General features: G+C 34.9%; 21 protein-coding genes and 3 tRNA genes. 10 read left to right on the top strand and 14 right to left on the bottom strand.

Annotated elements, in window-relative coordinates; all coding sequences use genetic code 11:
• Positions 1 to 17: 17 nt before the first annotated feature.
• Complete coding sequence (locus VK161_RS05035; protein ID WP_324213665.1) at positions 18 to 533, bottom strand: phage tail protein; 516 nt, start codon at positions 531 to 533, stop codon at positions 18 to 20.
• Positions 534 to 552: 19 nt separating this feature from the next.
• Complete coding sequence (locus tag VK161_RS05030) at positions 553 to 1,104, bottom strand: hypothetical protein (RefSeq protein ID WP_324213664.1); 552 nt, start codon at positions 1,102 to 1,104, stop codon at positions 553 to 555.
• Between the two features lie 168 nt (positions 1,105 to 1,272).
• On the opposite strand from VK161_RS05030, the gene VK161_RS05025 reads away from it, so the two are divergent.
• Positions 1,273 to 2,307: a hypothetical protein gene (locus VK161_RS05025; RefSeq protein ID WP_324213663.1), complete on the top strand. Its 1,035-nt coding sequence runs from the start codon at positions 1,273 to 1,275 to the stop codon at positions 2,305 to 2,307.
• Here the strand turns inward: VK161_RS05025 and VK161_RS05020 are convergent.
• Positions 2,304 to 3,569: an asparagine synthetase B gene (locus VK161_RS05020; protein WP_324213662.1), complete on the bottom strand. Its 1,266-nt coding sequence runs from the start codon at positions 3,567 to 3,569 to the stop codon at positions 2,304 to 2,306. The genes VK161_RS05025 and VK161_RS05020 overlap by 4 nt on opposite strands.
• 150 nt (positions 3,570 to 3,719) lie before the next feature.
• On the opposite strand from VK161_RS05020, the gene VK161_RS05015 reads away from it, so the two are divergent.
• Positions 3,720 to 3,854, top strand: coding sequence for a hypothetical protein (locus tag VK161_RS05015; protein ID WP_324213661.1), 135 nt, complete (start codon positions 3,720 to 3,722; stop codon positions 3,852 to 3,854).
• Between the two features lie 2 nt (positions 3,855 to 3,856).
• Here VK161_RS05015 and VK161_RS05010 read toward each other — a convergent pair whose 3' ends face one another.
• The 9 genes from VK161_RS05010 to tgt all read right to left on the bottom strand — a co-directional run bounded on the left by VK161_RS05010 (position 3,857) and on the right by tgt (position 12,658).
• A complete protein-coding gene (locus VK161_RS05010) occupies positions 3,857 to 4,543 on the bottom strand; it encodes a response regulator transcription factor (RefSeq protein WP_324213660.1) in 687 nt (228 codons plus the stop codon).
• A 1-nt stretch (position 4,544) separates the two neighbouring features.
• Positions 4,545 to 5,321, bottom strand: a complete 777-nt coding sequence (locus VK161_RS05005) for a sensor histidine kinase (protein ID WP_324213659.1) — start codon at positions 5,319 to 5,321, stop codon at positions 4,545 to 4,547.
• A complete protein-coding gene (locus tag VK161_RS05000; RefSeq protein ID WP_324213658.1) occupies positions 5,314 to 5,790 on the bottom strand; it encodes a hypothetical protein in 477 nt (158 codons plus the stop codon). The genes VK161_RS05005 and VK161_RS05000 overlap by 8 nt, the downstream gene beginning before the upstream one ends.
• A gap of 170 nt (positions 5,791 to 5,960) precedes the next feature.
• The gene (locus VK161_RS04995) at positions 5,961 to 6,635 is read right to left on the bottom strand and encodes a hypothetical protein (RefSeq protein ID WP_324213657.1); all 675 of its coding nucleotides are present in this window, start codon (positions 6,633 to 6,635) and stop codon (positions 5,961 to 5,963) included.
• Positions 6,636 to 6,784: 149 nt separating this feature from the next.
• The gene (dnaB, locus tag VK161_RS04990) at positions 6,785 to 8,326 is read right to left on the bottom strand and encodes a replicative DNA helicase (RefSeq protein ID WP_324213656.1); all 1,542 of its coding nucleotides are present in this window, start codon (positions 8,324 to 8,326) and stop codon (positions 6,785 to 6,787) included.
• A 141-nt stretch (positions 8,327 to 8,467) separates the two neighbouring features.
• Positions 8,468 to 9,421: an acetyl-CoA carboxylase carboxyltransferase subunit alpha gene (locus VK161_RS04985; protein ID WP_324213655.1), complete on the bottom strand. Its 954-nt coding sequence runs from the start codon at positions 9,419 to 9,421 to the stop codon at positions 8,468 to 8,470.
• Between the two features lie 77 nt (positions 9,422 to 9,498).
• Positions 9,499 to 10,383, bottom strand: a complete 885-nt coding sequence (locus VK161_RS04980; protein ID WP_324213654.1) for a DMT family transporter — start codon at positions 10,381 to 10,383, stop codon at positions 9,499 to 9,501.
• Positions 10,370 to 11,455: an LptF/LptG family permease gene (locus VK161_RS04975; RefSeq protein WP_324213653.1), complete on the bottom strand. Its 1,086-nt coding sequence runs from the start codon at positions 11,453 to 11,455 to the stop codon at positions 10,370 to 10,372. Before VK161_RS04975 ends, VK161_RS04980 begins: the two co-directional genes overlap by 14 nt.
• Before the next feature lie 72 nt (positions 11,456 to 11,527).
• Positions 11,528 to 12,658 (bottom strand): tRNA guanosine(34) transglycosylase Tgt, encoded by a 1,131-nt coding sequence (gene tgt, locus VK161_RS04970; RefSeq protein ID WP_324213705.1) that lies wholly within the window; start codon positions 12,656 to 12,658, stop codon positions 11,528 to 11,530.
• Positions 12,659 to 13,020: 362 nt separating this feature from the next.
• On the opposite strand from tgt, the gene VK161_RS04965 reads away from it, so the two are divergent.
• Complete coding sequence (locus VK161_RS04965) at positions 13,021 to 13,866, top strand: transketolase (RefSeq protein ID WP_324213652.1); 846 nt, start codon at positions 13,021 to 13,023, stop codon at positions 13,864 to 13,866.
• A 69-nt stretch (positions 13,867 to 13,935) separates the two neighbouring features.
• The gene (locus tag VK161_RS04960) at positions 13,936 to 14,889 is read left to right on the top strand and encodes a transketolase family protein (RefSeq protein ID WP_324213651.1); all 954 of its coding nucleotides are present in this window, start codon (positions 13,936 to 13,938) and stop codon (positions 14,887 to 14,889) included.
• Positions 14,890 to 14,958: 69 nt separating this feature from the next.
• Here the strand turns inward: VK161_RS04960 and VK161_RS04955 are convergent, their stop codons facing one another.
• Positions 14,959 to 16,032 (bottom strand): FKBP-type peptidyl-prolyl cis-trans isomerase, encoded by a 1,074-nt coding sequence (locus tag VK161_RS04955; protein ID WP_324213650.1) that lies wholly within the window; start codon positions 16,030 to 16,032, stop codon positions 14,959 to 14,961.
• A 78-nt stretch (positions 16,033 to 16,110) separates the two neighbouring features.
• Here VK161_RS04955 and VK161_RS04950 point away from each other — a divergent pair, with 78 nt between their 5' ends.
• Genes VK161_RS04950 through VK161_RS04940 form a run of 3 tightly spaced genes read left to right on the top strand, consistent with a single transcriptional unit; the run spans position 16,111 to position 17,567 of the window.
• Entirely contained in the window at positions 16,111 to 16,497 is a 387-nt protein-coding gene (locus VK161_RS04950) for an RNA-binding S4 domain-containing protein (RefSeq protein WP_324213649.1), read from the top strand.
• Positions 16,478 to 17,065 (top strand): methyltransferase domain-containing protein, encoded by a 588-nt coding sequence (locus VK161_RS04945; protein WP_324213648.1) that lies wholly within the window; start codon positions 16,478 to 16,480, stop codon positions 17,063 to 17,065. The genes VK161_RS04950 and VK161_RS04945 overlap by 20 nt, the downstream gene beginning before the upstream one ends.
• A gap of 4 nt (positions 17,066 to 17,069) precedes the next feature.
• Positions 17,070 to 17,567 (top strand): phosphoribosyltransferase family protein, encoded by a 498-nt coding sequence (locus VK161_RS04940; RefSeq protein WP_324213647.1) that lies wholly within the window; start codon positions 17,070 to 17,072, stop codon positions 17,565 to 17,567.
• On the opposite strand, the gene VK161_RS04935 is transcribed toward VK161_RS04940, so the two are convergent.
• Positions 17,559 to 18,077, bottom strand: coding sequence for a shikimate kinase (locus VK161_RS04935; RefSeq protein WP_324213646.1), 519 nt, complete (start codon positions 18,075 to 18,077; stop codon positions 17,559 to 17,561). The two genes, VK161_RS04940 and VK161_RS04935, sit on opposite strands and share 9 nt — an antisense overlap.
• Before the next feature lie 127 nt (positions 18,078 to 18,204).
• On the opposite strand from VK161_RS04935, the gene VK161_RS04930 reads away from it, so the two are divergent.
• The 3 genes from VK161_RS04930 to VK161_RS04920 all read left to right on the top strand — a co-directional run bounded on the left by VK161_RS04930 (position 18,205) and on the right by VK161_RS04920 (position 18,504).
• Positions 18,205 to 18,277: transfer RNA gene (locus VK161_RS04930), tRNA-Lys, on the top strand.
• A gap of 36 nt (positions 18,278 to 18,313) precedes the next feature.
• Positions 18,314 to 18,386, top strand: a tRNA-Lys gene (locus VK161_RS04925).
• Positions 18,387 to 18,422: 36 nt separating this feature from the next.
• Positions 18,423 to 18,504 (top strand) — tRNA-Leu (locus VK161_RS04920).
• Positions 18,505 to 18,637 lie beyond the last annotated feature (133 nt).

Below are 18,637 nucleotides of genomic sequence, written 5' to 3'. Positions count from 1 at the left end.
TAAAGAATTATTATCGATTAGTTTCTTGATGGAAATATACCTTGCAAAGCAATACTGTGATAAACTCCTAGATAAGGATTACGTATCGGAAGCGGCTGACTACCACCCACATTTTGTTGATTTACACCTCCAAGAAAAGCACCTGGAGCAACATCTTCACTAAAAGCATTAGTACTAGAAGCAATTTTGTTTGTAGGAACCGCATCTTCACCAGTTGCTGTATTTACACTAACTGAAACTGAGTGATTGTGAGCTGGCATATTGCCAATTAAAATACTTACGTTTTCAACTCCACCTACTTGACCTTGTACGATTGGAGATAAACCTGGACCTTGTCCGGCGTGTACCATACTTCTACCTCTTAAATCGGGTAATGCAAATGTAGTTTGACCGTTTCCACCGTAAGTGGTTCCTAATAATGCGAATAGAGCTGAATTTTGAGCTATTGACAATAATTGTCCGTCGCAAAATGCCCAACCTTGTGGTGGGAAATTAAATCCGAATGCTTGAATTTGTCCTAAAAATGGATCCATAATAAATTGATTTTAATGGTTAGACTGCTATATTAAATGTGATTGTTTGTTGATTGTTTACTAAGCGATTGGTTGGAAAGCGATTGTCTCCCAACACTTTATTATCTTCAAAATGCTTTTCGTTGATGAAAGCATTGTCTTTAGTAACTGATAATTCGGTGAAATATACTTTGCTATCAGTGGATACTTTAAAATATACTTTAGCAAATTTTCCTTGTTCTCTGTTTGGGAAATCGGTGATGAAATTAAACTCACCATTAGAATTAACTTTCAATTTTGCTTGATGTCTGAATTTTGTAGAATTAGGAGACATGTGCCATACTTCAACGGTAGCATTGGAAAGTTCGTTCAAACTATTTTTGTCAAAAACTTTACCTTTTACCACAATGTGATTTCCGAATAAAGTAGAAACTCTTAAATCCGATTTTTCTTCAGAATACGGATTATAACCTTCAAATGGGCATTCTACAGTGTTAAATGCCTGAACAATAGTAGGTGATAGCAACGCTACACCTGAGGTGACCAGCGCTACATTTTTGAGAAAATTTCTTCTTGCGTACAAGTTTTCCATAAATATTTGATTTTTAGTTAATTTTCCATAAATATAGAATTAATTCTACGAAAAATTAACTCTTTTTTTCACTGATAACAAAAATATAAAGTTAATATCTTTTAATTATGCGTATTTATACGTGTTTTTTTGGGCAGTAAATTCATTAACTTTGTTAAAAAAATTAGTATGACAGATTCGACGAAAGCAACTTTTTTATCCAAATTATCAAAAATTTCTGACACAATATTAGCCAATGAAATTAATTTCGCTGATTTGTCAACTTCATTAACTGAGATGAAGTCACTTTTTATGAAAGCTTCAGAAATTGATGTTGAATCACCCGAATACATTGAAGACATTCATCTTACCACAGGAAAGGCGATTGGCCCGCATTGGGCAGGTTTGTGTGTGGATGATTTATTGCGTACAAAACGTTTCAGCAAAGGTGCATTTCAAGCTATTGAGGAAATGAGAAAAAGAAAAGAAGGAAAACCTGTAACACTTTTGTACGTTGGTCCTGGACCTTTTGCTACATTGGTATTGCCATTATTAACCAAATTCAAACCCGAAGAATTACAACTGGTTTTGGTAGAAGTGAATCCGGTTACTGTTGCAGCTTTGAAAAATACGATACGAAACTTTGGCGTTGAAGATTACATTAAAGAAATTATAATGGGAGATGCATCGCAACTACAGCTTGAGAACGCATCTGAAATTGATATTTTGTTGCTCGAATGTTTGCAATTTGCGTTGGTCAAAGAACAACAAGTAGCGATTACCTATAATTTGGTTCCGCAATTGCGAAAAGATGCCATTTTAGTTCCTGAAGAAATAAAACTAAGCATTGGCGTTATTGATTCGGTAAAAAAAATGGCCTATATGACACATCCAGATGATAGTGTCGAGGCTGATTTTTACAAAGACATTAATACAGTTTTTGTTTTGAGTAAAGAAGCGATTTGGAATCATGTTTCCAATTCTAAAACATTAGATTTCCCAGAAATTGAAACAACAATTTTAGAAGAAGATAAAAACAACTTCACATCGGTAGTGATTTCAACTGATATTTGTGTTCACAGCAATCAAAAATTGTTAAAAGACGAGTGTTCGTTGACCATGTCATTCAAATTGATTGACACTAACAAGTTGGGAGAACTTACCACAGTTAAGAGTAAATATGAAGTAAATGAAAAACCCGGACTAAAAATCGAATGGACTTAGGTTTTTTGTTTTTTCTTTCTCGCAGCAGGAAACAAAACGTTGTTAAGAATCAATCGATAACCTGGAGAATTGGGATGTAGATCTAAAACGGTAGGTTCATCTCCTACTCTATGTTGATAATCTTCAGGATCGTGTCCTCCATAAAAAGTAAAGAATCCTTTACCTTTTTGACCATGAATGTAACGCGCTTCATCGTTGAGTTCACACTTTCCTAAAACCATGACATTTGATTTGATTAATTCGCTATCAAAAGAAGTGCTTTGTCCCATAAATCCCTTGACTAATTGAGTATGATTTTGACACAACATACTCGGAATCACGTCCCATTTTGCTGAATAATCCATCAGAGTAAAGTAATCTCTTTCAAATGGAATCTTGCGTTTTTCGGTCATGTCAATATTGGAAAACTCATAGCGTTCTGGTCGTCGCTCTAAAATATAATCTTTAAAAGCAAAAGTTCGTGAATAATCTATCATCGATTGATAATTGGCAGCGCTTTCATCACCATCAAACATCGGCTCACAAATATCAACACCTTCGGCAGAAAGTGCAATATCAAAACTATCCGTTGCAGAACACATCGCAAACATAAAGCCGCCGCCAATAACAAAGTCGCGAATTTTTTTGGCGACAGCCAATTTCTCTTCTGAAACTTTTGAATACCCGAGTTTCGCAGCTAATGCTTCAGCTTCTTTCTTTTGTTCGATGTACCAAGGAGCATTTCTGTACGCTCCAAAAAACTTACCGTATTGCCCAGTAAAATCTTCATGGTGAAGGTGCAACCAATCGTACAAAATGAGTTGATCACTCAAGACTTCTTCGTCGTATATTTCTTTGTAAGGAATCTCGGCGTAGGTTAAAACCATTGTAACAGCGTCGTCCCAAGGCTGTTTGCCTTTTGGAGTATAAACCGCGATTTTAGGCGCTTTTTCTAGAACGACTGTCTCCATATTTTGAGACGGACTTGAAATTTCTTCTAAAATTTGATTGGCCTCAGTGTCTGATAAAATTTCGAAACTTACATTTCTGATTTGGCATTCTTTTCTAATTTCGGGAGCATCAGGCAATAAAAAAGAACCGCCACGATAATTCAGCAACCAACTCGCTTTGTATTGCTTATCCAAAGCCCAATAGGTTATCCCGTAGGCTTTTAAATGATTTTTTTGCGCCACCTCATCCATTGGTAATAGAATAAAGTTAGCTCTTATCGGCAAAGCAAATATTAGAAAGAGAAATATACAAATGCATTTAAATGATTTCATTCGATGTAAATAATTTTATCGAAGATACAATTTTTAATAGCAAAGGTCAAAGGTAAATTTTTGTTAATTTTTTAAAACGAAAAACACGTAGAAATACGTATATACAGAAAAAAAAAGGTCTCTATTTTTGGGAAAAAGAAAATGTTATTTATGGAATCGAACGAAATCTATCAAGAAAAATCGCCTTCAAGAACCATTGCTGTCCTGAAGAAAATTGGACTATTGATTCTTATCGCTTTAGTCATAGGCTACATATACATTTCTATCCACTTTATCTTGAGCTAATTTTACAATGAAAAATCGTCAAACTCGATGATTTTATTCTGCAAAGCAAACACCACTAATCCAGCTACGTTTCTGGATTCTGTTTTTAACAATAGGCTATTTCTGTGGCCTTCTACTGTTCTTGGGCTAATGAACAATTTTTCGGCAATTTCAGAAGTAGAATGCTGTAAACAAATCAGTTGTAAGATTTCTTTTTCTCTGTTAGTAAGATAATCTTCAGAAAATAAACTTTTGTTGAGTTTTGACTTAGAATTGGATGAAATTAATCCGTCGTTTATGACTTTCATTACCACTTCATTATAGTAAAATCCTTTATCAAATACTTCGTTGATTGTATCAATCATTTCTTTTGGCGTAGCATTTTTAACTAAATACGAAACGGCTCCAACATGAATCATATTAGCGATAAATGAATCGGTATTATAACTTGTCAAAGCAATAATTTTGATGGTAGGAAATTTTGTCGTTATCAATTTAGTAGCTTCAACACCATTTAGATACGGCATTTTTAAGTCCATTAAAATAATATCGGGAACATCATTAACCGTATTAAGATAATCCATCAGTTCCTGACCATTACCTACTTCATTCATGATTTCGATGTTTTTTTCTCTACTCAAAATGAATGAAATTCCTTTTTGAAACAACATTTCGTCGTCAGCAATTACTATTTTGATTTTTTCTTCCATTTTAGAAAATAATTTTAGCTTTAAACCCTTTATTTGGAGCTGAATTAATATCAATTGTAGCATTGATGAGTTCAATTCTACTCATAATATTTTTCATTCCCAATCCTTTTTGTTTACTGATGTCATTAGAATCAAAACCGATTCCATTATCAGAATACGAACAATAATTTTTACCTTTATCATTATTGAACACTACTGATATGTTGTGTGCATTTCCGTGTCGAAGTGAATTATTCATCAACTCCTGTAAAATTCTGAAAATATGCAGATGCTTTTTGGCATCAATAGTTTCAAAACTGATATTGTTTTCATAGTACACTTTCACTGATTTGGCACTGTTAAATTCTACAGCCAACTCTGAAATTGCTGCGTCTATTCCAAATTTATCTAAAACCGGCGGTAGTAAGTCATGAGCAATTCTACGTGAATTTTCTAATGCTTTACCCGTTAGTTTAATTATATTTTCGGTCACTTCACTGAATTCTTTTTCAGATAATTCAGTTCCTATTAACATCTGGCTGTTGAGTGAAACTATATTCAACTTTGAACTGATATCATCGTGTAAATCTTGTGCAATTCGTTGACGTTCGTCTTCTTGTGTTTCAATAACTGCATGTAATAATTCTTTCTGATAATTGATTTCAAGGTTCTTTTTTTCTATTTCTTGCTTAATAATTTTCTTTCTCGAAAAATAGAAAAACAGTATTAAAACCAATGCCATCAACATAAAGGCAAGGAAGGTGTAAATTATAACTTTAATTACTTCAGATTCATTCATAGCTTTTTTTCTTATTCGTTTTTAAAATGGTAGTTACATCGTATAAGATAAACAATTGATACACTACATAGAGGTAAACATTTAAGCTGTAAATTATATCAAAAGAATCGTAGGTTTGTAACGACAGTAATAAATTTGCAGTTAAGAAAACAACTGTACTACCGAAAAGATAAATCAACAGTCCTATGTTTATATAGTAAAATTCTTTTTTTTCATTCAATAAATTATACAAATGAAATGTGGCGTAGATGATTAAAGGCAATGATGTGATAAAAATTTCAAAAAGATTGAATTTAAAGAACAAATCCCAATCTAATGAATATTGAATAACCAAAAGACTTGTACATAAAATCAGTAATACAACAATAACTTTACGTTGAAGCTTCTCCTTAAATAAAGAGTGGTAAAAAAAACTTAAAATTAAAAACTGAAATCCAAAGTAAAAATGAGACAAAAGTAAATTTTCCATGTGCATTTTAACCATAATATGCGATGCTAATTGCACCAAAAACATCGCTATACTGTAAACTGCAAAAATTCTAAAAGGCTTTCCATTAGTTGAAAAACCTTTTAGTAAGAGTACACAATTGATTAACAAAATTAAATACCCAATATTTACAAATAAATTTGAACTCAATATTATGGAATTAAAGTGTATAATGAACTCGAAACATCACAAGTTGAAGGACAAGGTTGTGTAAAGTCAAAAATACCATTAACGATATTATCGGTTCCACCATTAGTAATATCTCCTTCAACATTTACTAACATCAATTTTGGAACTGGCGCAGCCTTTTTACCAACAATTTCTAATCCTAGATAAGCTCTAACTCCAATACAAGTTGAATCTTTTAACAAATCAGTAATATCATCTTTGGGAATAAAAAAAGCTTTTACTGTAGTATCTGGATTGGCTCTCCATTGGGTTGCCCAAAGTACGGCTTCAGAAATCGGAATAGTATTTCCAGGAACGACAGGATACTGACCGCTTCCGTTTAGAGTGTAAAGTGGACTGTTGACATCACAGGTTGATGGACAAGGTTGAGTGAAATCGTAAATTCCATTAGAAATAATATCTCTACCGCCCGTAGAAATATCACCTTCAACATCAACAAGTAATAATTTTGATTCGGGAGCTTTGCCATCAGTATTTCCGTAAGCTAAGTAAGCTCTTACTCCGATGCAATTCTCATCTTGCATCAAACTAGAAAAATCAATAACCGGAATAAAAAATGCTTTTACTCCAGTGTTGGGATTAGCTCTCCATGCAGAAATCCAGCTAATCGCTGTTGTAAGATCGATAGTGTTTGGCATAATTGTTTTGTTTTAAGGGTTGGTTTTGTTGTTTGATGGATTAAAAATAGAATTAAAATTTTATTCAAAAAAATTCTAACAGAAAAACAGGTATAAATACGGGGTAATTAAAAATAAAAAATCCCGAAAGAGCATTCGGGATTGTTATTTTAGAAAGGAACGTCGCTATCGTCGTCGTTATTGATGTTACTTCCAAATGCCTCATTGGCAGAAGGTAAGTTTTTGGTAAAGAATGGGTTATCGTCGAGATTCATTTTGGATGGTAAATCGTCAAAACCGCTACCAAAATCTTCTAGGTTATCAAATTTACCAAGATTACCGATGAATTTCAAACGGATATTTTCAAGCGAACCGTTACGGTGTTTGGCAATGATGAATTCGGCTTGACCTTGAGTTGGCGATTGTTCGTCGTCGTCCCATTCATCAATTTTATAGTATTCTGGTCGGTAAATGAACGATACAATATCAGCATCTTGCTCAATTGCACCCGATTCACGTAAATCCGAAAGCAATGGTCGTTTGCTTGAACCACGAGTTTCAACAGCACGCGACAACTGAGACAATGCAATAACTGGAACTTCCAATTCTTTGGCCAATGCTTTTAAGTTACGGGAAATGGTTGAAATTTCTTGCTCACGATTGCCTCCACCTTTTCCGTTTCCACCAGCAGTCATCAATTGAAGGTAATCGACGATGATTAATTTGATTCCGTGTTGCGATGATAAACGACGTGCTTTAGCACGCAAATCAAAAATAGAAAGTGATGGTGTATCATCGATATACAGTGGCGCTTTTTCAAGATCGCGCACTTTCACGCTTAATTGCTCCCATTCGTGTTTTTCTAATTTTCCTGTACGTAGTTTTTCAGATGAGAGTCCGGTTTCTGATGAAATCAAACGCGTAATTAATTGAACGGATGACATCTCTAAGGAAAAAAGCGCAACTGGGTGACCAAAATCGATTGCCATATTTCGCGCCATAGAAAGTACGAAAGCTGTTTTACCCATACCCGGACGAGCCGCAATAATAATCAAATCAGAAGGTTGCCAACCCGATGTTACTTTATCCAATTTTTCAAAACCAGTTGCGATTCCGGATAAACCTTCTTTATTGGCAATTTCTTCAATTCGTTTTTTGGCCTGAATTACCAAACTTTGAGCCGTTTCCGAACTTCGCTTGATGTTTCCTTGTGTAACTTCGTATAATTTGGATTCGGCTTTGTCTAACAAATCAAATACATCTGTTGTTTCATCGTACGATTCTTCAATGATTTCAGATGAAATACGGATTAAACTACGCTGAATGTATTTTTGCAAAATAATGCGCGAGTGAAATTCAATGTGCGCCGAAGAGGAAATCTTTTGTGTCAGTTGTATTAAGTAAAAATCACCGCCCGCTAATTCTAATTTACCGTTCTTTTTTAGCTGAGAAGAAACTGTTAATAAGTCAATAGGCTGAGAATCTGTGAATAACTGAAAAATAGCTTCAAAAATGTGTTTGTGAGCGTCTTTATAAAAAGCATCCGACTGAAGAATATCGATTACCTCATCAACTCCTTTTTTATCAATCATCATAGCACCTAAAACCGCCTCTTCAAGGTCGAGTGCTTGTGGTGGTAATTTTCCTTTTTCTAAGTTAATGATAGTAGTTTTATCTACTTTTATTGGGTTTATATTCTTCAAATTTTCCATAGAGCGAAAGTAACCAATTCTGTAGTTTTAATGAACTTTAGTTATTACAATTTATTGTTTATAACTAATTGTTTTTTGTTAACAACCAAAAAAAAACCGCCTCGTTATTGACGAGACGGTTAGACCTTTTTTTGTAAGATTTTACTCTTTGAACTCGCCCATTTTACTGTATTTATCCATCCTTTGAGCCACTAGCTCAGTTGTTGATAAATCTTTCAATTCGTTGTAGGCTTTTGTAATGTATTGTTGTACTGTTTTGAAAGTAGTTTCTCTGTCGTAATGTGCTCCTCCAAGTGGTTCCGGAATCACATCGTCTACTAACTTTTGTTTTTTCATGTCGGTTGAAGTCAGTTTCAAGGCCTCAGCTGCTGTTTCTTTGTGTTCCCAACTTTTCCATAGAATTGAAGAACACGATTCAGGAGAAATAACTGAATACCAAGTGTTTTCCATCATTAAAACACGATCTCCAACACCAATTCCCAATGCGCCACCTGACGCACCTTCTCCTACAATTACGCAAATAATGGGCACTTTTAAGCGACACATTTCTAAAATATTGCGAGCGATGGCTTCACCTTGTCCGCGTTCTTCGGCTTCCAAACCAGGATAAGCTCCTGGAGTATCGATGAAAGTAACTACTGGAATTCCAAATTTCTCAGCCATTTTCATCAAGCGCAACGCTTTACGGTAACCTTCTGGATTGGCCATACCAAAGTTACGGTATTGACGAGTTTTGGTATTGTATCCTTTTTGTTGACCTACAATCATAAACGATTGACCGTCAATTTTACCTAAACCGCCCACCATTGCTTTGTCGTCTTTAAAACCTCTGTCGCCAAAAAGCTCTAAGAAAGTGTCCCCACACAAGGCATTAATATGATCCATTGTATACGGACGATTGGGGTGACGCGACAATTGTACACGTTGCCATGCCGTAAGGTTTTTATATATTTTTCGTTTAGTTTCTTCTAATTTCTTCTCAATTTGTTTGCATGTATTGGTAACATCTACATCCGATTCAAGTCCAATAATCTGACATTTATCCAACTGATCTTCAAGCTCTTTAATAGGAAGTTCAAAATCTAAATATTCCATAATTTAATTTGATAATTTAGTATTCGTTTGTTTTACAAATATAAAATAATAAGTACTATTTTGTAGATAAAATTCTATTATTTATCCACTTTTTTTCTGCTTTTGATTATACCATTAAGGATGACAGTTGTTAAAATAATCAATGCTCCAAAATAAAATCCGTTACTCATTTGCTCTTTATCTTTGAAAATTAAAACGGCTAAAATGATTCCGTAAATAGGTTCCAAATTGATGGTAAGCATTACGGTGTATGGGCTCAAGAATTTCATCACTGCAGTAGATGCAATAAAAGCATAGGCTGTACACACCGAACTAAGAATCAGTAAACAAATTAAATCTCTCATTGACAACAGGAAGAATTCGGCATTTAAACTATTACCTAACAACAAAAAGACAGAAAAAAACAAAACACCACCTGATAGTTCATAAAATGAAATTACTGTTGGGTCGAACGTCTGAACAAATTTACTATTAATCACTGCAAATGATGCCGATAAAAAGGCCGACAACAAAGCCAATAGTATTCCTTCTATGTAATTACTTTCTACTTTAAAAATTATGGTAAGTCCGAATACAACTATGATTCCGAAAAAAATTTCATACCAAACTATTTTCTTTCCAAAAAAAATTGGTTCGATTAATGATGTAAAAAAAGCACCTGTCGATAAACACGCTAAAGTGATTGAAACATTAGAAACTTTAATAGCTCGGAAAAAAGTAAACCAATGGAGCGCAATGATTAATCCGGCGACTAAGAATTTTAAGATAATTTTACGGGGAATTTTTATTCCAATTTTATAATTCCGAATATAAATAAAGATAAAAGCTACGGCAAACAACATTCTAAACCATACTAACGGCAAAGCATCAAGAGTGATTAACCGACCTAAAATTGCGGTAAATCCCCAAATGAATACTATCAAATGAAGTTGTAAATAGCTTTTTGCATTATCGCTTAGCATTGCGAAGTAAGTATATGGCTAGAATCCCAAAAACGATATTAGGAACCCAAACGGCTATGATAGGTGGAGCGGCCGATTTCTCGGCTAAAACTCCAAAAATTTTATCCAAAAAGACAAAGGCAAACGCCAAAACAATTCCGATGGCTAAGTTCATTCCCATTCCACCTCTACGTTTCATGGAAGAAACCGCAACAGCAATAATAGTTAAAATGAATGCAGCAACAGGAATACTGAATTTTTTGTACAACACTACCAAATACCTATTGATGTTTGTAGAGCCTCTTGATCTTTCTTTTTCAATAAAATCAAGTAATTCATCGTAAGGAAGCGTTTCTGCAATATAAACAACTGGTGTTAAATCTTCAATCTCAAAATTAAAAACAGTATCTTTTTTCTCGGCAGTTTCAAAAATATCATTCAACTCACCAATCTTTCTTTTCTTGTAGTTGAACATTGAATAAGTACTGTCTTTCTCGTTCCATTTCAATCGATCAGCAGTGATTTTGTAGACCATTTTTCCCTTATCGAATTTCTCCAACGAAAAATTGAACGCAATCTTCGAAACGGTGTTGAAATTACTCACATAAATGTATTCGCTCTCGCTGATTTGACGGTACACATCGCTATCGTCTCGCATTTCACTCCGACCACCACCAATCAAGTACATGTACCTAAAATTCTTGAATCCTTCGGATGCTTTTGGGACAAAGAAAATTCCCATCACCAAAGCAAAAACCGATACGATTACTGCTCCAAAAATATACGGACGCATGAAACGCGTAAACGAAATACCAGAACTTAAAATGGCGATAATTTCAGTATTATTAGCTAGTTTAGACGTAAACCATATAATCGATAAGAACAAGAATATCGGGAAAAGTAAATTGGCAAAATAAATAGTAAAATCTACATAATACGAGGCAATTTCCTTAAACGGAACTTTGTTCTCAATCATCTTGTTCACCTTTTCAGAAACGTCGATTACAATCCCAATCGGAATGAACATCAACAACATCACTGAGAATGTAGTCAAGTAGCGTTTTAGTATGTATTTGTCAATTATTTTTAGCATCAATAAGGTTTATGGTTTATGGTTTGTGGTTTATGGTTATTAAATTAACTATAAACCATAAACTACAAACAGTTATAATCGTTGACTCATCTGTTTCACCATCTGGTCTTTCCAAACTCTAAAATCTCCTGCTAATATATGCTTTCTGGCTTCACGAACCAACCACATATAAAAACCTAAATTATGAATGGTAGCAATTTGTTTTCCTAAGTATTCATTCGCAGCAAAAAGATGACGCAAATAGGCTTTCGTATATTCTCTATCCACAAAAGTAGTTCCCATTTCATCAACAGGTGAAAAATCATTTTCCCACTTCTTATTTTTAATGTTGATGGTTCCGTTGGCCGTAAACAACATTCCGTTTCTAGCATTTCGTGTTGGCATCACACAATCAAACATATCGATTCCGAGTGCAATGTTCTCCAAAATATTTATCGGAGTACCAACTCCCATTAAATAACGCGGTTTGTCTTCGGGAAGTATTTCACACACTACTTCGGTCATTGCATACATTTCTTCGGCCGGTTCACCCACTGATAATCCACCAATAGCATTGCCTTGTTGACCTGCGTTGGCGATGTATTCTGCCGATTGTCTGCGCAAATCTTTGTATGTGCTTCCTTGAACTATCGGAAAAAACGTTTGCTCAAATCCGTATTTGAAAGGTACTTTTTCCAGATGAGTAATGCATCGATCCAACCAACGGTGTGTCATGTGCATGCTGCGTTGTGCATAACGATAATCGCACGGATACGGTGTACATTCATCAAAAGCCATGATGATATCAGCACCAATCGTACGCTGAATTTCCATCACATTTTCGGGTGTAAAAACGTGGTACGAACCGTCAATATGCGACTTAAATTTTACTCCTTCTTCCTTTATTTTTCGATTGGCGGATAATGAATACACTTGATATCCACCCGAATCAGTCAATATATTACGGTCCCAATTCATAAATTTATGCAATCCGCCCGCTTGTTCTAAAATAGTCGTCTGCGGACGCAAATACAAATGGTAAGTGTTTCCTAAAATTATATCGGGATTGATCTCTTCTTTTAACTCGCGTTGGTGTACTCCTTTTACCGAAGCAACCGTTCCAACAGGCATAAAAATGGGAGTTTCAATTACACCATGATCGGTGGTAATTTTTCCTGCTCTGGCTTTCGAATTGGGATCTTTCTGTAGTAAATCGAATTTCATTTTGTCGTATATGGACGGCAAAGATAAATTATTTCCATTTTTAGCATCGTGATTTAGGATTTTATTTAACATTTTTGAATTCAATTGTGATTTATTTGGGCGTGCCCCGATGGGCAAAAACTACGTTTTGCAAACTTGTTTTTGTCCATCGGCACCGTGCTATACGCTGTATCTCCCAGATTGCTTCGTGCCTCGCAACGGGAGGATGCCGCTTCTATCACTCACGCGGCAGAGCTTCTCAAAAAATCAATCCTAAAAAGAGGTTTATCATTGTTTACAACCTTTAATAACTTCTAAAAAATTCATTTGCCAACCTTTAAAATTACTTTTACTTTTGAGGCATTAAATTTTAACTACAAACAATGTCGAACACACAACAATTACACGACTTAACTACACAAGTACGAAGAGACATTCTTCGAATGGTACATGCTGTAAATTCAGGTCATCCCGGAGGTTCTTTGGGTTGTGCTGAATTTTTTGTTGCATTATACCAAAACCTCATGAACCGCAAAGAAGGTTTTGATATGAACGGAACTGGTGAAGATATTTTCTTCCTTTCCAACGGTCATATTTCACCTGTTTTTTACAGTGTTTTAGCACGTAGCGGCTATTTCCCAGTGAGCGAATTGGCTACATTTAGAAAACTCAATTCGAGACTACAAGGTCACCCAACTACACACGAAGGTTTACCTGGAGTTCGTATGGCATCGGGTTCGTTAGGACAAGGTTTATCAGTTGCTATTGGTGCTGCACAAGCCAAAAAGTTAAACAACGATAATCATTTAATCTATTCACTTCACGGTGATGGTGAATTGCAAGAAGGTCAAAATTGGGAAGCCATCATGTATGCCTCTGCTAAAAAAATAGACAATTTAATTGCTACCGTTGATGTAAACGGAAAACAAATTGACGGAACCACAGACGAGGTTTTGAATATGGGAAGTCTAAGAGCCAAATTTGAAGCTTTTGATTGGGAGGTTTTAGAAATCAAAGAAGGCAACAATATTGAAGCCATTATTGCTGTTATGAACGATGCCAAATCGAAAACCGGAAAAGGAAAACCCGTTTGCGTTTTATTGTATACCGAAATGGGTAATGGAGTTGATTATATGATGCATACTCATGCTTGGCACGGAAAAGCTCCTAATGACGAGCAATTAGCAAAAGCATTAGAACAAAACCCAGTAACTTTAGGCGATTATTAAAATTGCTTTAAGCTTAAGCATTAGGCTGTATGCCTATTGCCCAAAGCCTAAAGCTTATAGCATTAAAAAATGAAAAAATACGAAAATACAGGAAGTAAAGATACTCGTTCAGGGTTTGGAGCAGGAATGACCGAACTCGGACAAAAAAATGAAAATGTCGTTGCATTGTGCGCCGACTTGATTGGGTCGTTAAAATTTGACGATTTCAAAAAAAATCACCCAGAGCGTTTTTTCCAAGTGGGAATTGCAGAGGCCAACATGATCGGAATTGCTGCTGGTTTGACCATTGGAGGCAAAATTCCGTTCACAGGAACATTCGCTAACTTTTCGACAGGAAGAGTATACGATCAGATTCGTCAATCAGTAGCTTACTCGGATAAAAATGTAAAAATTTGTGCTTCACACGCCGGATTAACATTAGGAGAAGACGGAGCAACACACCAAATACTAGAAGACATTGGCTTGATGAAAATGTTGCCTGGAATGACCGTTATCAACACGTGCGATTACAATCAAACTAAAGCAGCAACAATTGCATTGGCCGATCATCACGGTCCGGCCTATTTGCGTTTTGGTCGCCCAGTAGTTCCTAATTTTATGCCTGCAGATGAACCGTTTGTAATTGGCAAAGCAATTCTTTTAAACGAAGGAACCGATGTAACCATTATCGCTACAGGTCATTTGGTTTGGGAAGCATTAGTGGCAGCTGAAGCATTGGAAGCAAAAGGAATTTCTGCTGAAGTAATTAACATTCATACCATAAAGCCGTTAGACGAGGAAGCTATTTTACAATCGGTGGCCAAAACAGGTTGTGTAGTGACTGCTGAAGAGCATAATATTTTAGGCGGTTTAGGAGAAAGCGTAGCTCGAACTTTAGCTTTAAACAATCCGAAACCACAAGAATTTGTTGCCGTTCAGGATTCGTTTGGAGAAAGTGGAACACCGGAACAACTAATGGAAAAATACAAACTCAACAATCAGGCAATTGTAGAAGCTGTACAAAAGGCATTGAAGAGAAAGTGATTCTAAATAAAATATAAACTCATAAAAAAAACCAGTTTCAACAAAACTGGTTTTTTTTATGAGTTTATATTATTGATAAGGCGGTTTACAATTCGCATCTAAATGCCTTCTCAATCTATTAGAATCTGTATAATCTTCAGGAAGAGGCTGACGTTTATTGGTTTCAGATTCTGGAAGAGACGGATTTAAAAGTGGACCTGTAAATGCTCTTGGAATCCCATAAGTCTCATTTTGCGGTGTTACCGGGTCATCAACTAAAGCTCCATCATAAGGATAATAATAAGTAATTCCGTTTATAATGTATTTCAATTCATTTTTAGTCAAATAATTATCCCCATCATCATCTCGATCTAAGAAATTAGGTGTGCCGTCTTGGTCGGTGTCGTCCTCATAAGTAGTGTCATTATCTCTTAAATAACCATCACCATTAACATCTTCTTGATACGAAAATATTCCATCTGAATCATGATCGACACGTTGAACTTCATACAATTTAACACTGAATATTAATGGTGAATAAGCTGGTATACTGGCTCTGGTTGAATTATAATAAGCTAATCCTGAAGGAATAAAGAACACACCAGATCCAAAATCATAATACGATAAGGTTCCATCTCCATTGACTTGGTAGCTACCCGTTTTAAATTTTGGAAATAATTCACTCCATCCTTTGATGACTCCACCTAAATTGAAATAACTTGTTGGGTAATTATTTGTTTCAAAAACTGTATCATCCAAAAGATTTCCTTTGTATGCGGCTAAAACACTATCGTAATTAGTTGGAGTTTTACTATTTGAACCTGTTCCTTCACGCATTTTCAAATAATAAACTTTATAAGTAATATCATTAGATTCAACATTTATAAATGACAATGGATAAGTAGTTTGATCCCAAATTGAGGTTTGAGAACCACCACTAGGAATCAATGTCAATTTAATATCTTGATCATCAGGTTGACCCGGATTGTTAGTAACCGATTCAATATAATGTGTTTGCAAATATTCTTCAATGTCGGCTAAATCAGTTGCATACTGTTCTGCATAATCACGAAGTGGAGTTGGCTCATCATCATCATTCTTGTTACAAGAGACAATTATTCCTGCCATGGAAAACAGAAAAAGTAAGTTAAAAACTTTTTTCATAATAATTTTAAAATTTGGTCGCAAGATACAATATTGATTTATTTTTGTAAACTATTTAACGCCGAATTTAGAAAAAAAATGAGAGTAGATAAATACTTATGGTGTGTGAGGTACTACAAAACCAGAAACATGGTAACCGAAGCGTGCAAGAAGAATCACATAACCGTAAATGGTCAAGTTGCTAAGGCCTCAAAAGAAGTGTTTCCGGGCGATAAAATAACATTTAGAAAAGATCAGATTAATTATATCATTACCGTTTTAGATGTTCCGCAAAATAGAATTGGTGCTAAGTTAGTTGATGTTTATAGAAAAGACGAAACTCCGGCTGAATCCTTTGCCCATTTGGAATTGCTGAAATTATCTAAAGAACACTACAGAAGAACTGGTGATGGCAGACCAACCAAAAAAGACCGTCGTGATTTAGAAGACTTTGAATTTAATGTAAATGATGATGAAACTGAATAGTGATTATTGGGAAAACCGCTATCAAAACAACGATATTGGTTGGGATTGTGGAGGTATAACTACACCTTTGAAAGAATACTTTGATCAACTACCCGATAAAAACATAAAAATTTTAATTCCAGGAGCCGGAAATGGTTACGAGTTTGAATATATAGTCAATAATGGGTTTACTAATGTTTTTGTATTGGATTATGCCCAAACTCCGATACAAAACTTGAAAGAGAAACTCCCAAATATTGACGATAATTTTTTTATTTTTGGGGATTTTTTCGATTTAGAGGACAACTTCGATTTAATAGTAGAACAGACCTTTTTCTGTGCTTTGGATGTAAATTTACGGTCAAAATATGTCGAAAAAATGCATTCTCTTCTCAAGCCAAATGGCAAACTTATAGGGTTATTATTTCAGTTCCCTTTGACTGAAGTTGGTCCGCCATTTGGAGGCTCTATCAATGAGTATCAAAATCTATTTTCCAATTATTTAACCATCAAGAAATTGGAAACTGCATATAATTCTATAAAACCAAGAAAAGAAAACGAACTCTTTTTTATCTTTACCAAAAAATAACACTATGAGCCAAAACATTATCCTCTCTGATTTGCAAATCAATCATATTATTAAGAGAATTGCGTATCAAGTGTATGAGACATTTATTGATGAAGATTCAATTATTATTGCGGGAATTGCTTCAAATGGATACATTTTGGCGACAAAAATTGCCAAAGAAATTGAGCAAATATCGGCTATAAAGGTGAACTTGTGTGAAGTAAAAATTAATAAGCAAAATCCAAATTCTGAAATAACAACATCAATCAGCAGCGATGAATACAAAAACAAAGGATTAATTTTAGTAGATGATGTACTGAATTCTGGAACTACATTAATTTATGGTGTAAAGCATTTTCTTGATGTTCCAACCAAAAAATTCAAAACCGCTGTTCTTGTTGACCGAAATCATAAAAAATATCCTGTAAAAGCTGATTTTAAAGGAATTTCGTTATCTACTTCATCTAAGGAACACGTCACTGTTGTATTTGAAAAAGACAATTCATACGCTTACCTAGAGTAAGAACTTCTCTATTTCCTTTACAATATCGTCAATTGATTTATCATCTACTACAACGATGTGTTTGGCTTGATTATAGAAGTAACTTCTTTCAAACAAATGTTTAGCAATAAATTCTCTCAACTCACCTTCGCCAAGTTGCGCCAATAATGGCCGGCTTTCTCTTTGATTTTTAAGTCGAGAATAAAGTGTGTCTATGGATGCTTTTAGATAAATTGAAACTGAATCTGTTTGTTTTAAAACTTCATGATTATTGAAATAACAAGGCGTTCCTCCTCCAGTACTCAAAACAAAGGATTCGTTAGATTCCATTTTTTCTAAAAACAATTGATGCTCTAATTTTCGGAAATACAATTCACCTTTGTCTGAGAAAATAGTTTTGATGGTCATTTTTGCTTTTTCTTCAATCAAATCATCCAACTCAACGAAGGAAATGTTTAATTTTTCAGCCAGTTTTTTTGCTAAAACCGACTTTCCGCTACCCATATAACCCACCAAAACTAGTTTACACATATCAATAAATCCTTATATTCTAAGGTATTAGGAATGAATATTAAAAAAAGGTAAATTTAAAATAAAATTGCTTTGAAAAATAAATAATAACGCCTTATATTTGCACCCGCATTCAAGAAATTAAAATGACTCGATAGCTCAGTTGGTAGAGCACAACACTTTTAATGTTGGGGTCCTGGGTTCGAGCCCCAGTCGGGTCACAAAATGACCATCATTTAAAATTTTAAGAATGCAATGACTCGATAGCTCAGTTGGTAGAGCACAACACTTTTAATGTTGGGGTCCTGGGTTCGAGCCCCAGTCGGGTCACAAAAAGCGTTCGTTTAGCGAATGCTTTTTTTATTTGGCCACGTGGAGAAATTGGTAGACTCGCCATCTTGAGGGGGTGGTGTCGCAAGACGTGTCAGTTCGAATCTGATCGTGGTCACATTGAATAAAACACCAAATTAAAGAACAAATAGATTTGTTTTTTACTAGGTGTTTTTTTATTCATGCTAAAATCTTACAAGAGAATTTTAATAATGTATTTAATTACTAGCTCTTGATTTCCAATTCACTTT

Source organism: Flavobacterium sp., assembly GCF_035299245.1.
Lineage (GTDB): Bacteria > Bacteroidota > Bacteroidia > Flavobacteriales > Flavobacteriaceae > Flavobacterium.
Note: the sequence above shows the minus strand (reverse complement) of the source record. Positions and strands in the feature narration are given on the sequence as shown.

Bases quoted from the DNA above. Each gene is read 5' to 3' on its own strand.
- VK161_RS04960 (WP_324213651.1), top strand. From the start codon at position 13,936: ATGAAAAAATACGAAAATACAGGAAGTAAAGATACTCGTTCAGGGTTT.
- VK161_RS05015 (WP_324213661.1), top strand. From the start codon at position 3,720: ATGGAATCGAACGAAATCTATCAAGAAAAATCGCCTTCAAGAACCATT.
- VK161_RS05030 (WP_324213664.1), bottom strand. From the start codon at position 1,104: ATGGAAAACTTGTACGCAAGAAGAAATTTTCTCAAAAATGTAGCGCTG.
- VK161_RS05010 (WP_324213660.1), bottom strand. From the start codon at position 4,543: ATGGAAGAAAAAATCAAAATAGTAATTGCTGACGACGAAATGTTGTTT.
- VK161_RS04945 (WP_324213648.1), top strand. From the start codon at position 16,478: ATGATGATGAAACTGAATAGTGATTATTGGGAAAACCGCTATCAAAAC.
- VK161_RS04950 (WP_324213649.1), top strand. From the start codon at position 16,111: ATGAGAGTAGATAAATACTTATGGTGTGTGAGGTACTACAAAACCAGA.
- VK161_RS04955 (WP_324213650.1), bottom strand. From the start codon at position 16,032: ATGAAAAAAGTTTTTAACTTACTTTTTCTGTTTTCCATGGCAGGAATA.
- VK161_RS04995 (WP_324213657.1), bottom strand. From the start codon at position 6,635: ATGCCAAACACTATCGATCTTACAACAGCGATTAGCTGGATTTCTGCA.
- dnaB (WP_324213656.1), bottom strand. From the start codon at position 8,326: ATGGAAAATTTGAAGAATATAAACCCAATAAAAGTAGATAAAACTACT.
- VK161_RS05020 (WP_324213662.1), bottom strand. From the start codon at position 3,569: ATGAAATCATTTAAATGCATTTGTATATTTCTCTTTCTAATATTTGCT.
- VK161_RS04940 (WP_324213647.1), top strand. From the start codon at position 17,070: ATGAGCCAAAACATTATCCTCTCTGATTTGCAAATCAATCATATTATT.
- VK161_RS05005 (WP_324213659.1), bottom strand. From the start codon at position 5,321: ATGAATGAATCTGAAGTAATTAAAGTTATAATTTACACCTTCCTTGCC.
- VK161_RS05000 (WP_324213658.1), bottom strand. From the start codon at position 5,790: ATGGAAAATTTACTTTTGTCTCATTTTTACTTTGGATTTCAGTTTTTA.
- VK161_RS04980 (WP_324213654.1), bottom strand. From the start codon at position 10,383: ATGCTAAGCGATAATGCAAAAAGCTATTTACAACTTCATTTGATAGTA.
- VK161_RS04965 (WP_324213652.1), top strand. From the start codon at position 13,021: ATGTCGAACACACAACAATTACACGACTTAACTACACAAGTACGAAGA.
- VK161_RS05025 (WP_324213663.1), top strand. From the start codon at position 1,273: ATGACAGATTCGACGAAAGCAACTTTTTTATCCAAATTATCAAAAATT.
- VK161_RS05035 (WP_324213665.1), bottom strand. From the start codon at position 533: ATGGATCCATTTTTAGGACAAATTCAAGCATTCGGATTTAATTTCCCA.
- VK161_RS04975 (WP_324213653.1), bottom strand. From the start codon at position 11,455: ATGCTAAAAATAATTGACAAATACATACTAAAACGCTACTTGACTACA.
- VK161_RS04935 (WP_324213646.1), bottom strand. From the start codon at position 18,077: ATGTGTAAACTAGTTTTGGTGGGTTATATGGGTAGCGGAAAGTCGGTT.
- VK161_RS04985 (WP_324213655.1), bottom strand. From the start codon at position 9,421: ATGGAATATTTAGATTTTGAACTTCCTATTAAAGAGCTTGAAGATCAG.
- tgt (WP_324213705.1), bottom strand. From the start codon at position 12,658: ATGAAATTCGATTTACTACAGAAAGATCCCAATTCGAAAGCCAGAGCA.